Raw genomic sequence first — 12,782 nt, 5'->3', positions numbered from 1 at the left:
GGCCGCCGGGCACTCGGCCCGCGGGCGGCGGCCCGCCGGTCCCGTGTGGGGCCGGGACCGGGCTCGGCCGGCGGCCGGTTCCGGGCGGGGCCGGAACCGGATCCGGCTCAGCCGAAGTTGCGGTCCACGCGGGCGGCTTCGTTCGCGTTCGGGTAGGCGTTGCGGCAGGAGGTGCCGGGGCCGCCGCCGGACATCAGTTCGCTGCACGGGCCGCTGTAGTTGTCGGGCAGGCCGAGGATGTGGCCGGTCTCGTGGGCGACGACGCGCAGCGAGTAGTACTGCTGCGTCTGGCGCAGGTCCAGGAAGACGTAGCCGTGGCCGCGGCCGTCGGTCACGGCGTGGCTGCCGCGCGGGTCGTTGCCCTGGCGGTAGCTGAAGTCACCGGAGCCGGAGGTCTCGGCGAGCGTGATGTTGTTGGTGGCGTTGTTCCAGATCTGGGTGCTCTGGGCTATGTCGCCCTGGTAGTTGGGCGCACTGGCGTCGTTGTACGTGATGGTGATGGCCTGGTAGCCGGGTTCCGCCGCCTGCTTCTCGCGCGCCTTCTCCCGGATCATCTCGAAGAAGGCCCGGTTCTCCTTCTGCTGTTCCTTGTCCTGCCCGACGTACGCCGCGGAGGCGGTGGCCCGCGTCGTCTGCCGGTCGTGGTGGTCGGCCGCGGGTGCCGGGGACGCGGCCAGGCCGGTGAGCGCCAGGCCGAGGCCCAAGGCGGTGGAGACCAGTCTTCCGGAGAGCTTCATGGGGGTTTCTCCTCACGAACGATTGGTCGGTCGGTCGGTGAGGAGTCTGCGGGCGAAGAGGTGGCCGGGGGCAGATCTCATCCGGTGATAGCGGCGTGCGATCCCACCCCCCGGCGGCGCCCGCCGGCGGGGCGGAACGGCGCATAGGTGTAGTGCCCCTGACAAAAAATTGCGGCTATGCTCCCCGCGTGGAGCTGGAGTTGAGGCATCTGCGCGCGCTGTGCGCGATCTCCGACGCCGGAAGTGTGCACGGGGCGGCCAGGTGGCTCGGAGTCTCCCAGCCCGCCCTGACGGCGCAGCTGAACCGCATCGAACGGGCCGTGGGCGGCCCGCTGTTCGTCCGCGACCGCTCGGGCTGCCGCCCGACCCCGCTCGGCCGCTCCGTGACCGCCCGCGCGCGGCCGATCATCGCCGAGATGTCCACCCTGGTCAGCGAGGCACGCGAGGAGGCCCGCGCGCTGGAGAGCGGGCCCCGGCTGCGGCTGGGCAGCACCGCGAACCGGGCGGTGGCCGGCTGGCTCTGCCGGCTGCGCGGACGGTTCCCGGACACGGACGTCTCCATCCGCGTCGACCCGTCGCCGAACTCGCTGCTGCGGATGGTGGCCGACGGCCAGCTCGACGTCGCCTTCGTGCACGAGGTCACCGGCTGCCCGCTGCGCGTACCCGACGGCGTCGGCCAGCGCACGCTGCTCTGGCGCGAGCCGCAGTTCGTCGCGCTGCCCGCGGCGCACCCCGCGGCCGCGGGCGAGGAGGTGGCGCTCGCCGACCTCTGCGGGCACCCGTGGGTCGTCGACCCGCACGTGGACGGCGAGTGGCACGGCATCCGCCGGATGTTCGCCAGCGCCGGGCTGGAGCTGCGGGTCATCCAGGGCGACTACCTGACGGGCGCCGACCTGGTACGGGCCGGGGTCGCCGTCACCCCGTGCCAGCCCACCTCGACGCCGCGCCCCGGCATGGCGATCAGGCCGCTGCGCGGCGACCCGCTCACCGTACGGCTGCTGCTCGCCGCCCGGGCGGCGTCGACCACCGACGGCGAGTTCCACGCCGTCTACACCGCGCTGGAGGACGCCTACCGCGAGGCGGCGAGATCCACCGAGACGTATCTGCGCTGGCTGCACCGGAACGACGACCCGCTGCTGCTCACCTGACGCCCGCCCGCGCGCCCCCGGGATCCGCCCTCCGCGCCTGGCCACGGGCGCGCAAGCCGGTTTACTATCCCTTTACCCTGGTGTCGGGGACACTCGACAGGAGACACCCCCGGCACCCCGCCGACGATGACGAAGGAGCAGCGGTCCCGCAATGGGCGAACCTCCCAGTACCAGCCGTGCCACAGCCCACCGGAGAACGAGCGACGGGGCGGGGGTGGCACGGTGACCGAGATCCTTCTGCTGCTCGCCGCCCTGGCCCTCACCCTGGCCTGCGCCATCTTCGTGGCGGCCGAGTTCTCCCTCACCACCGTCGAGCGCGGCGACCTGGAGCGGGCCGCCGCCGCGGGCGAGCGGGGCGCGGAAGGCGCCCTGAAGGCCGTCCGCCGGCTCACCTTCCAGCTCTCCGGCGCCCAGCTCGGCATCACCGTGACCTCCCTGGTCATCGGCATGCTGGCCGAGCCTTCGCTGGCCACGCTGCTGCGCGGCCCGCTGGAGGCGACGGGCCTGGGCGGCACGGCCGCGCCGGTCGCCACGCTGCTGGGCGTGGCGCTCTCCACGGTGGTCCTCATGGTGATCGGCGAGCTGGTGCCGAAGAACTGGGCGATCGCCCGGCCGCTGGCCGTGGCGAAGGCCGTGGCCGGGCCGCAGCGCGGCTTCACCGCCGCCTTCGGCCCGTTCATCCGCCATCTGAACAGCACCGCGAACCGCGTCGTGCGCCGCGTGGGGCTGGAGCCCGCCGAGGAGCTGGCCTCGGCCCGTACCCCCGACGAGCTGGTCTCGCTGGCCCGGCACTCCGCCGAGGGCGGCGCCCTGGAGCCGGACTCCGCCGAGCTGTTCGTCCGCACCCTGCACCTCCACGAGCTGACCGCGGAGAACGTCATGACGCCCCGCGTCGACGTCAAGGCGCTGGAGTCCGGCGCCACCGCCCTCGACGCCGCGAACCTCGCGCACGCCACCGGGCTGTCCCGCTTCCCCGTCTACGCCCACAGCCTGGACGAGGTCGTCGGCACGGTCCACATCCGCGACGTGCTCGCGCTCGAACCCCGCACCCGGGCCGCGACGCGGGTCACCGAGCTGGCCACCGAGCCGCTGCTGGTGCCCGAGACGCTGCCCGCCGACCGGCTGCTGGAGCAGTTGCGCGAGCGGCGCACGATGGCCGTGGTCATCGACGAGTACGGCGGCACCGCGGGCGTGGCCACGATGGAGGACATCGTGGAGGAGGTCGTCGGCGAGGTGCGCGACGAGCACGACCCGGTCGAGCTGCCCGACCTGCAGCCGGCGGGCGTCGGCGCGGACTCCAGGCCCACCTGGGACGCGGACGGCAGCGTCCGGCTGGACCAGCTCGCGGAGCTGGGCCTGGAGGCCCCCGAGGGCCCGTACGAGACGGTCGCGGGGCTGATCGCCACGCTGCTGGCCCGCATCCCCGCCAAGGGCGACGCGGTGCACCTCGCCGGCTGGCGGCTGGACGTCCTGGCCGTCGAGCACCACCGCGCCGACCGGGTCCGGATCACCGCGCCCGCCGAGTCCGCGGCCGGCGCCGCGCCGCCGCGCCGGACCGCCGCGCCCGACCAGCGCCGGCCCGCCGAGGAGGTGCGCCGGTGACCGCGCTGCAACTGTGGATCGGCGCCCTGACGCTGGTCACGAACGCCTTCTTCGTCGGCGCGGAGTTCGCGATGATCTCCGTACGGCGCAGCCAGATCGAGCCGCAGGCCCGCCGCGGGCACAAGCGCGCCCGCATCACGCTCTACGGCCTCGAACACCTCTCCGCGATGATGGCCACGGCCCAGCTCGGCATCACCGTCTCCTCGCTGGTGCTGGGCGCGGTCGCGGAACCGGCCATCGCGCATCTGCTGGAGCCCGGCTTCGAGGCGGCGCACGTGCCGTCCGCCGCGGTGCACCCGATCGCGTTCGTGATCGCGCTGACCGTGGCGACGTACCTGCACATGCTCGTCGGCGAGATGATCCCGAAGAACATCGCGCTGGCCGCCCCCGTGCCCACGGTGCTGCTGCTGGGCCCGCCGCTGGTCGCGGTCACCCGGGCGCTGCGCCCGGTGGTCTTCGGCATCAACGCCTTCGCGAACGGGCTGCTGAAGCTGCTGCGGGTGGAGCCGAAGGACGAGGTGGCCGCGGTCTTCACCGACGACCAGCTCGCCCGGATGGTCACCGACGCCAGCCAGGCCGGGCTGCTGGAGCCGGCCGACGGCGAGCGGCTGCGGGACGCGCTGGAGCTGGGCACCCGGCCGGTCGGCGAGATCCTGGTGCCCGCGGGCACCATGACGACCGTCGAGGACACCGTCACGCCGGCCCGCCTGGAGCGGCTGGCCGCCGAGGCGGGCTTCTCCCGCTTCCCGGTCACCGACCGGGGCGGCGCGCTCCTGGGTTACCTGCACATCAAGGACACCCTCGGGGTGACGGAGCGGGACGCGCCGTTCCCGCGTACGGCGCTGCACCCGATGACGCGGGTGGCCATCGACACCCCGCTGGACGACACGCTCACCGCGCTGCGCGCCGCCGGCAGCCATCTGGCGGCCGTCACCGGCGACCAGGGGCGGGTACTGGGCTTCGTCACCATGGAGGACGTCCTGTCGGAGCTGGTGGGCCCCGCGCCGGCCGCGGCGTGAGCGCCCGCCCGCCGGTCCCGGCCACCGGCTCCCGCCGGGGGTACGGTCCGGCGGGCGGCGGCGCCGCGCGGGAAAACCCCTCGTGCGCCGGGACCCGGCGCGGTACGGTCGCGCTCTCGGCGACGGCGGGAGGCGGCTCATGCACGGTCGGCCGTCCGGCGCGCCCGCGGACGCCCCCGTACCCCCGGCCCCCGGCACCGAGCTCTTCTGCGACGAGTCCGGCTACGAGGGCGAGAACCTCGTCGGCGGCATCACCGACGTCTTCGCCCACGCCGGTGTGACGGTCCCGGCCGCGGACGCGGCGGACTGCATCCGAGAGCTGCGGGACCGCATCCGCTCCCCCGCGACCGTCTACAAGGCGAACCATCTCCAGCGCGAGAAGCACCGCGGCACGCTGCTGTGGTTCCTCGGCCCCGGCGGGCCGCTCCCCGGCCGCGCCCGCGTGCACCTGACGGAGAAGTCCTTCTTCGCCGTCGCCCGGATCGTGGACCTGCTGGTGTCGGGGACGGACCCGGCGGACGCGGCGGCGATGCTGCGCGGCGCGCACGCGCGCGGCCCCGCGGGCGAGCTGTACCGCGCGGGCCCGCGCCTCTACGGCGGCGAGCGCTGGCGGGCGTTCCTCGCCGCGTTCAACGAGCTGATGTGGATCAACACCCGCCGGGGCGCGGAGACCTCGGCGGACGGCTTCTTCGGGCTGGCCGGCGAGCTGCACCGCGCGGGGGCGCCGGGCGAGGCCGGGCGGCTGCTGGGGCTCGTACGGCAGGCGCGGCCCCGGACCGAGGCGCTGCGTGCCGCGCTCCTCGAAGACCCGCGCACCGTGCCCGCGCTGGACTCGCTGCTGCCGGCGCTGGCCGCCGCGGTCGCGTACTGGGGACGGGACGGGGCGCCGGTGACCGTCGTGCACGACCGGCAGACGGCGCTCACCGACGAGCGGGTGGCGCGGCTGTACGAGGTGTGCCGGCCGCCCCGGGCGCACCTGCGCGGGCTGCGCTTCGTCGACGCCGAGACCGATCCGCGGGTGCAGCTCGCCGACTTCCTCGCGGGGATCGCCCGCAAGCGGGCCTCCGACGCGCTGGCCGGCCTCGCCGACCCCGAACTCGACGAGCTGCTGCGCCCGTACGTCGCCCCGGACTCGGCCTGGGGCGACGCGCGGAGCTGGGCGCTGCTGGGCCCCGAACCCGCGCCCCGGGCCGGCCTCGCCCCGGCGTGACGGCGCCCGGGCCCGGGGCTCCCGGGTGCGGGCTCAGCGGGGTGTGGCCGCCAGCCGTACGGCCAGGCCCGCGAAGACCGTGCCGCTGAAGATGTTGAGCCCGCGCGACAGCCGGCGGCTGCGGCGCAGCGCCCGCGACAGCCGGCCGGAGAGAAGGCCGACCGAGCCGTCGACGCAGAAGCCGACGACCACGCCGGTGATGCCGAGGAGGAGCAACTGCAGCGGCAGATGGCCGCGGCCGGGGTCCACGAACTGCGGCAGGAACGCGATGTTGAACATGATGACCTTGGGGTTCAGCAGGTTGGTGATCATTCCCTGCCAGAACGCGCGGCGCGGGCGCGGCCCGCCGCGCCTGCCGTCGGCGCCGGCCGCCGCGTCGTCCTCGTCGCCGGGCACGGAGCGGTCCCGGAAGGCGCGGATCGCGAGGTAGAGGAGGTAGGCGGCGCCGAGCCAGCGGAGCACGTGGTAGAGCACCGGCAGCGCGCCGAAGAGGGCGGAGAGCCCGAGGGCGGCGGCGCAGGCGTGCACGAGCATGCCGCAGGCCACGCCGGCCGCGGCCATCACGCCCATGCCGGAGCCGCCGCGCCCGCCCATGGCCACGATGAACATCATGTCGGGGCCCGGGGTGATGGAGAGCACGAAGATCGCCACGACGAAGGCGGCGAGGAGGGACAGGTCGACCATGGCGGCGATACTCGCACCGCGCCGCCGGGAGGGCGACCGAATTCCGGATGCCGGGACGGCCCGTCGCGGGAGCGTCGCCCGCCCCTCGTACGCGGCGGCCCGGAGGCGCCCGTACCGCCGCGGCATATGCCATCCGCGGTCCCGTACGACCGCGGAACGCTCGCTGAACGCCCGCCTCCGCGGGGTAGCTTCGCCCCCCGTGCCACAGCCGTCTAATGTGGTCTGCCACGACCACCCCGGACCCCGGTGGGCCGTCGCCGGAGCACGAGCGAACCGCCCATCACTGGGAGCAAGTCCCCGGTGCGCGCCCACGCTCGACCGGGAAGCACTCCCGAGTTCAGCCCCACGTACCCGGATGCGGGCAGCGGGTCGCGCGTGACCTCCGGCGGCACGTCCGGCCGCACATCCGGCCGGCACAGGAGCCGTGAAACGAGGTGACGACCCCATGCCCGAGGAGTCGCGAGAGGAAGGTCTGGCCGCCGCGTTCGTGGACCTGGCCGACACCCTCGACAGCGATTTCGACGTCGAGCAGCACGCGCGCAGGCTGGCGCTGCACTGCGCCGAGCTGGTCGACGTCAGCGCCGCGGGCGTCGTCCTCGCCGCCGACGACGGTGGCGCGTTCACCGCGTCGGCCTCCGACGAGCGCGCGCACGCCCTGGAGGAGGCGGAGGCGGAGTGGGGCGAGGGCCCCGCCGTGGACTGCCTCCGCACCGCGAGACCCATGCCCGCCGTCCCGCTCGCGCACGCGCGGGCCCGCGCGGACTGGCCCCGCTTCACCGGCCGGGCGCTGGAGCTGGGCTTCGCCCTCGTCGCCTCCGCGCCGATGCAGGCGCGGGGCACGACGGTCGGCGCACTCAATCTCTTCCGGGACCGGCCCGGCACCCTGCACGCCGCGCAACTGCGGCTGGGCCAGGCGCTCGCCGGCGTGGCCACCCTCGGCATCCTCCAGCAGCGCGCGCTGGCCCGGCAGACGGCGGTCGCGGCGCAGTTGCAGACCGCGCTCAACTCCCGCATCGTCATCGAGCAGGCCAAGGGCGCCCTCGCCCAGCGCCGGAGCATCGCCGTCGACGAGGCGTTCCGCCTGCTGCGCGGGCACGCCCGCAACAACCGCAGGCCGCTCGCCGAGGTGGCCCGCGAGGTGGTCGAGGAAGGGCTCGACCCGGCGCCGCAGGACGGCTGAATCCGGCCGGTGGGACGGCCGGTTCCGGTCGGCCGGCACGCGCGCGGAGGTGCGCGTGACCGGCGCGAGCGGCCGGCGGGCGGCGGGTGGGCGGCCGGTCAGGACAGGGCGAACGTGGGCGGCACGCTGGGCAGTTCCATCGCGGCGTCCAGGAACCGGTCCTCGCGCGGCGGCAGGAACTGCAGCGTGCTCGCGTGCGCCGGGCCTTCCGCCGTCATCGCCCACATGCACAGCATCGCCGCGGGCCGCCCGGCGGGGCCGGGCGACGCCTCCAGCGTGGCATAGCGCACCGGCGCCCCCAGCGGTGCCGTCACCAGCACGAAGTGCGCCTCCGGCGGCGCCACCGCGGGCGGCGGCGTGACGAGGACGGAGTCGTGCCGGACGAGCCGGCCCACGGGCCGGTCGTCCGACTGCTCCCCGGGGGGCAGCCCCGCCCCCGCCTGCCGCCACAGCGCCCGCAGCTCGGCGTCGAGCGAGCCGTCGAGCGCGGCGGCGAGCAGGCGCTCCGGTGCGGTCAGGGCGAGGTCGCGGAGCACGGCGTGGGCGAAGGCGTAGTGCTGGCGTCGGGCATCCGTAGCATTCATACATCAGTTCTATCCGAGCCCACTGACAACGCCCCGCCGCCCGGCGGCCGTTCGCCCTGGCACGGGGCGCGGGCGCCCGCCCGCCGGCTCAGGGCAGGGTGAGCCCGTACGCCTGGAGCGCGGGGACCACCGGCTGGTAGAACGTGGCCCCGCCGGAGCTGCACGAGCCGCCGGACACGATGAGACCGAGCGCGGTGCCGCCGGACCAGGCGGGCCCGGCGCCGTCGCCCGGCTCGACGCAGACGTGGGAGCGGAAGAGGCCGGAGACCGTGCCCTCGGGGTAGCTGACGGTGTCGTTGACCGAGACGACCGTGCCGCAGTGCACCCCGGTGGTCCGGCCGGCGTGGCAGACCTGCCGCCCGACCGAGGGCTGGGCGGCGCCGGTGATCCCGATCGCGCCGATTCCGGCCGAGACCTCGCTGGGATAGCCGAAGTCCGGGTTGGTGTAGCGGATCAGGGCGAAGTCGACGCCGGGGAAGTTCACCGCCTCGGTCCTGCCGACCTCCACCGTCCTGGCGGCGTCCGCGTACCAGACCGGCCCCGCGGCGGCTGCGCAGCGGCCCTGCATCAGGGCGTAACGCTCCCCGCCGCGGCCCGCGTTGAAGCCGACCGGGCAGGACGGCCCGGTGCTGCTGTAGAGCACGTCGCCGCCGCGGACTGCCTGGTCCTGCGCCCCTGCGGCGGGCGGGGCGAGTGCGGTGAGGACGGCGAGGAGCACGGCGGCCAGGACGGCCGCCGCCGGGGTGAGCCTCAGGGGGACGGTGTGCGGGGTGAGCGGAGCGCGACGTAAGTTCACGGATCCTCCCGTCGTGGGGTCGGCGACCGCATTGTCGCGCAGGGCCGACTGCCCCGTACAGCAGAGCCGTTCGGCCCTATTCGGGTGCGTATCACCCGCGGCATGCTGGTCCCGCCTCGGCGAGCCGTGGCGTGGGGGGTGAGAGCCGATGCGGCGCGGGCTTCCGCGCCGCATCGGCTCGCCTTCGTCTTCGCCGTCCCTCCCGCACGGCCGGCCGCCGCGCGGCGCCCGCCCGGCTACCGCTCGGAGGGCCCCGCGCTTCCCTGCCGCCAGTGCGGCTCCACGCGCGCCCAGTCGCGCTCCCACTCCTCGGCCCGCCTGCGGTCGAGCCGTACGCGCACCACCGTCCTGGACCCGAACACCAGGCACCCCACCACTCCGGCCGCCCCGCCGGCGGCCACGGCGCTCTGCACGCCGGTATCGCCCGGGGGCGGCGGCGGGTCCACGGCGTGCCGGCCCGAAGCATCCGTCCAGATCTCCGCCTCGGCGCCCCTGCGCAGCCCGGCGGACACCCGGGTACGTCCCGTGTGCGCCCGCCCGTCCGCGTCCCGCCAGCGCACCTTGGTGGCCACCTCGCCACCCGCCCACGCGTCGCCCCGCAGCATCGTCAGCGGGGGCGCGTCCTCCAGCAGCACGGCCGTCGTACGCTGCCGCTCCGCGCTGCGGCTGCTCAACTCCTCGTGGACGGCGGCCGCGGACGCCCAGGCGGCCGCCGTGCCGCCGAGGGCGAACACCGCGACGGCGCCGAACGTCACCCAGCCCTCCAGCACGTCCGTACGCCGTCGGAAGGGGTTGCGCCGGCTCCACACTCTGCGTACCGGGCGGTCCCCCTCGCGCCCCATGCCCGCTCCCGCGGCCATCGGCACCCCCCATCCGCTTCCCTCGCGCCCGGGTAAAGGCTCTCGCACCGACTGTCGCACTTCGGCCCCCGGTTCGGCGAGAACCGGGCGGAGGCCGGCCCGCGGGTCGTAGCATCCGGGTGCCCCCGACGTGCCGGTCATGGGCCCGTTCGGCCCTACCCCCGGGGCACGGCGGCCGAGGACGATCGAGCCAGCCGAGCAGGACTGAAAGGTGCCCGACGTGACAGTGGAAAGGAAATTCTCGGCGGCCCGCCCCATCAGGGTCTTCCTCGTCGACGACCACGAGGTGGTCCGGCGCGGCCTGCGCGACCTGCTGGAGGCCGAGCCCGGCATCGAAGTGACCGGCGAGGCGGGCACGTTCGCCCAGGCGCTCGCCCGCGGACCCGCGCTGCGGCCCGACGTCGCCGTGCTGGACGTCCGGCTGCCGGACGGCGACGGGATCGGGGTCTGCCGCGAGCTGCGCTCGCGGATGCCCGAGCTGGCGTGCCTGATGCTGACGTCCTTCGACGACGACGATGCCCTGCTGGACGCGATCATGGCGGGCGCCTCGGGGTACGTGCTCAAGCAGATCAAGGGCGGCGACCTGGTCTCCGCGGTACGGACCGTGGCCTCGGGGCAGTCCATGCTCGACCCCGCCACCACCGCCCGGCTGATGACGAACCTGCGCCGCGACGACGTCCCCTCCGCGCCGGAGAACGAGGTGCTCGCCGGTCTCTCGCCCCGCGAACTCGACGTGCTGGAGCTGATCGGCGAGGGCCTGACGAACCGGCAGATCGGCCAGCGGCTCTACCTGTCCGAGAAGACGGTGAAGAACCACATCTCCCGGCTGCTGGCCAAGCTGGGCGTGGAGCGCCGCATACAGGCGGCGGTGCTCGCCAGCAAGGCCCACCGCCCGCCGGGCGCGTGACGCCCGCCGTACGCGCCCGCCGCGGCCCGCGCGCCGCGCCGCTCACCCCCGGCCGGGGTCCTGCCCGCTCCCGTCCGTGCCGCCCCCGCCGCCCTCCGGCCCGTCCGCCTGCTCCCCCGGGCCGCCCCGCTCCTGCGCCGCCCGGAGGTCCAGCGGCACCCGCCACACCAGGCGCGTACCACCGCCGGCCGGCGGATCGAGCATCAGCTCGCCGCCGAGTTGCCGGGCCCGCTCCGCGATGTTCGCCAGCCCGCTGCGCCGACCGCCGTCCGGCAGGCCGCGCCCGTTGTCCGTCACGGTGAGCGCGACCAGGCCCTGCCCGGCGATCACCGTGATCTCGACCGACGACGCGCCCGCGTGCCGGGCGGCATTGGACAGCGCCTCCCCGAGCACCGCCACGAGGTGGTCGGCCACCGGCGCCGGCACGTCGGTGTCGAGCAGCCCCTCGGTGCGCAGCACCGGCGTGAACCCGAGCGTGGCGACCGAGTCCTTGACCTGGCTGAGCACGCGCAGCCGCAGGCCCTGCGCGGTCGGCCCGTGCTCGTGACTGCGCAGGCCGAAAATCGTGGTTCGGATGATCTTGATGGTCTCGTCCAGATCGTCCACGGCGCGCAGCAGCCGCTCGGTCCCCTCCTCGTGGGTCACGAAGCGCACCGCGCTCTGCAGCGTCATGCCGGTGGCGAAGAGCCGCTGGATGGCCAGGTCGTGCAGGTCCCGGGCGATGCGGTCGCGGTCCTCGAAGAGCGCGAGCTGCTCGGCGTCCCGGCGCCGCTGCGCCAGCTCCATGGCGACCGCCGCCTGGCCGGCGAAGCCCACCAGGGCGTCCGTCTCCTCGGGGCCGAAGCGCTCGCCCCCCGCCTCCCGGCCGACGAGCAGCACGCCGCGCAGCCCGTCGCTGGTGCCCAGCGGTACGGCGACCGCCGGGCCGATGCCGTTCTCCGGCAGCCCGCCGTCCCGTACCCGGGGGTCCTTCGTCACGTCGTCGCTGATCGCCAGCTCCACCCGGGTGAAGGCGGCGCCGGACAGCGTGCCCTTCATGGGCAGCGTGCGCCCGGCGAGCGCGTCGGCCGCGGTGCCCTGGGCGAGGACGATACGCAGCTCGTCGGCGCCCTCGGCGGGCAGCGCGACGGTGCCGAGGTCGGCCTTGAGGATGCTGCGGGCCCGGTCGAGCATGAGGCCCAGCACCTCCTCCTCCTGGGCGCCGGAGAGCAGGGTGTTGGTCACCTCGCCGCTGGCCTCGATCCACCGCTGCCGGCGGCGGGCCTCCTCGTACAGCCGGGCGTTCTCGATCGCCACGCCCGCGGCCACGGCGAGCGTCGACAGCACGGCCTCGTCCTCGCCGTCGAACTCCTTGGCGCCGCGCTTCTCGGTGAGGTAGAGGTTGCCGAAGACCTCGTCGCGGACCCGGATGGGCACGCCGAGGAAGGAGTGCATCGGCGGGTGGTTGGCCGGGAGGCCGTACGAGGACGGGTGGTCCTGCAGCTCCTGGATGCGCAGCGCCTCCGGGTGCCGGATCAGCTCGCCGAGCACGCCGTGCCCCTGCGGCAGCGGGCCGATCTCCTCGTACTCCTCGACGGAGATCCCCACGGGGATGAACTGCGCCAGCCGCTCGCCGTGTTCGATGACGCCGAGCGCACCGTACTCGGCGTCCACGAGCACCACCGCGGCCTCCACGATCCGCCGCAGGACCTGGCGCAGGTCCAGCTCCCTGCCGACCGTGAGCACCGCCTCCAGCAGGCTGTGCACCCGGTCGCGGGTGCCGCGCACCTCGTCGATGCGCAGTTGCAGCTCGTCCAGGAGCTGGTCGAGCTGGAGGCGGGGCAGGTGCCCGCCGCCGTGTCCGCTTGTCGCCATCGCATCCCCCCACAGGACCCAGGGTGGTCAGACAGCACCTCCCCGCACCACGGTAGCCACGTCGTCACGCTCCGGGAGCCGTTCCCGGTCACCCGAATGCACGAGGCGGCACGGGACTGCGGAAAGCCTCACGGAGTGTGGGCACCGGGGAGGCCCCCGGCCGCCGGGGCGGGCGGCGGGGGCACCGCTCGGCGGGCGGGC

Annotated in this window: 12 protein-coding genes; 6 read left to right on the top strand and 6 right to left on the bottom strand. The window is 75.3% G+C overall.

All coding sequences use genetic code 11. The features are described 5' to 3' along the window. Nucleotides 1-107: 107 nt before the first annotated feature. On the bottom strand, nt 108-737 hold the full coding sequence (locus tag DMB38_RS26785) for a snapalysin family zinc-dependent metalloprotease (protein ID WP_125937300.1): 630 nt from the start codon (nt 735-737) through the stop codon (nt 108-110). 200 nt (nt 738-937) lie between these two features. On the opposite strand from DMB38_RS26785, the gene DMB38_RS26780 reads away from it, so the two are divergent. From DMB38_RS26780 to DMB38_RS26765, 4 genes are all read left to right on the top strand, one after another. Next, nucleotides 938-1,885, top strand: coding sequence for a LysR family transcriptional regulator (locus tag DMB38_RS26780; RefSeq protein ID WP_125939302.1), 948 nt, complete (start codon nt 938-940; stop codon nt 1,883-1,885). A gap of 222 nt (nt 1,886-2,107) precedes the next feature. Continuing rightward, complete coding sequence (locus tag DMB38_RS26775) at nt 2,108-3,487, top strand: hemolysin family protein (protein ID WP_125937299.1); 1,380 nt, start codon at nt 2,108-2,110, stop codon at nt 3,485-3,487. Beyond that, nucleotides 3,484-4,506, top strand: coding sequence for a hemolysin family protein (locus DMB38_RS26770; protein WP_125937298.1), 1,023 nt, complete (start codon nt 3,484-3,486; stop codon nt 4,504-4,506). The genes DMB38_RS26775 and DMB38_RS26770 overlap by 4 nt, the downstream gene beginning before the upstream one ends. A 139-nt stretch (nt 4,507-4,645) precedes the next feature. After that, nucleotides 4,646-5,716, top strand: coding sequence for a hypothetical protein (locus DMB38_RS26765; RefSeq protein WP_125937297.1), 1,071 nt, complete (start codon nt 4,646-4,648; stop codon nt 5,714-5,716). 33 nt (nt 5,717-5,749) lie between these two features. Here DMB38_RS26765 and DMB38_RS26760 read toward each other — a convergent pair whose 3' ends face one another. Then, nucleotides 5,750-6,400, bottom strand: coding sequence for a LysE family translocator (locus DMB38_RS26760; RefSeq protein WP_125937296.1), 651 nt, complete (start codon nt 6,398-6,400; stop codon nt 5,750-5,752). Nucleotides 6,401-6,824: 424 nt separating this feature from the next. On the opposite strand from DMB38_RS26760, the gene DMB38_RS26755 reads away from it, so the two are divergent. After that, nucleotides 6,825-7,580: a GAF and ANTAR domain-containing protein gene (locus DMB38_RS26755; RefSeq protein ID WP_240662490.1), complete on the top strand. Its 756-nt coding sequence runs from the start codon at nt 6,825-6,827 to the stop codon at nt 7,578-7,580. A gap of 98 nt (nt 7,581-7,678) precedes the next feature. Here the strand turns inward: DMB38_RS26755 and DMB38_RS26750 are convergent, their stop codons facing one another. The 3 genes from DMB38_RS26750 to DMB38_RS26740 form a co-directional block, all read right to left on the bottom strand. Continuing rightward, entirely contained in the window at nt 7,679-8,164 is a 486-nt protein-coding gene (locus DMB38_RS26750; RefSeq protein WP_240662489.1) for a hypothetical protein, read from the bottom strand. Nucleotides 8,165-8,252: 88 nt separating this feature from the next. Next, entirely contained in the window at nt 8,253-8,960 is a 708-nt protein-coding gene (locus DMB38_RS26745; RefSeq protein ID WP_125937295.1) for a S1 family peptidase, read from the bottom strand. A 236-nt stretch (nt 8,961-9,196) separates the two neighbouring features. Then, nucleotides 9,197-9,802 carry a hypothetical protein gene (locus DMB38_RS26740; protein ID WP_240662488.1) on the bottom strand — a complete coding sequence of 202 codons (606 nt, stop codon included), beginning with the start codon at nt 9,800-9,802 and terminating at the stop codon, nt 9,197-9,199. Between the two features lie 229 nt (nt 9,803-10,031). Between DMB38_RS26740 and DMB38_RS26735 the strand changes: the two genes are divergently transcribed. Further along, nucleotides 10,032-10,727 carry a response regulator transcription factor gene (locus DMB38_RS26735; RefSeq protein ID WP_101421329.1) on the top strand — a complete coding sequence of 232 codons (696 nt, stop codon included), beginning with the start codon at nt 10,032-10,034 and terminating at the stop codon, nt 10,725-10,727. Nucleotides 10,728-10,769: 42 nt separating this feature from the next. On the opposite strand, the gene DMB38_RS26730 is transcribed toward DMB38_RS26735, so the two are convergent. Then, entirely contained in the window at nt 10,770-12,581 is a 1,812-nt protein-coding gene (locus DMB38_RS26730; protein ID WP_240662487.1) for a GAF domain-containing protein, read from the bottom strand. Nucleotides 12,582-12,782: the final 201 nt, after the last annotated feature.

This window comes from Streptomyces sp. WAC 06738 (assembly GCF_003945505.1).
Taxonomy (GTDB): domain Bacteria; phylum Actinomycetota; class Actinomycetes; order Streptomycetales; family Streptomycetaceae; genus Streptomyces.
The sequence above is the reverse complement of the archived record's forward strand: the minus strand, read 5'-3'. Positions and strand labels throughout refer to the sequence as shown.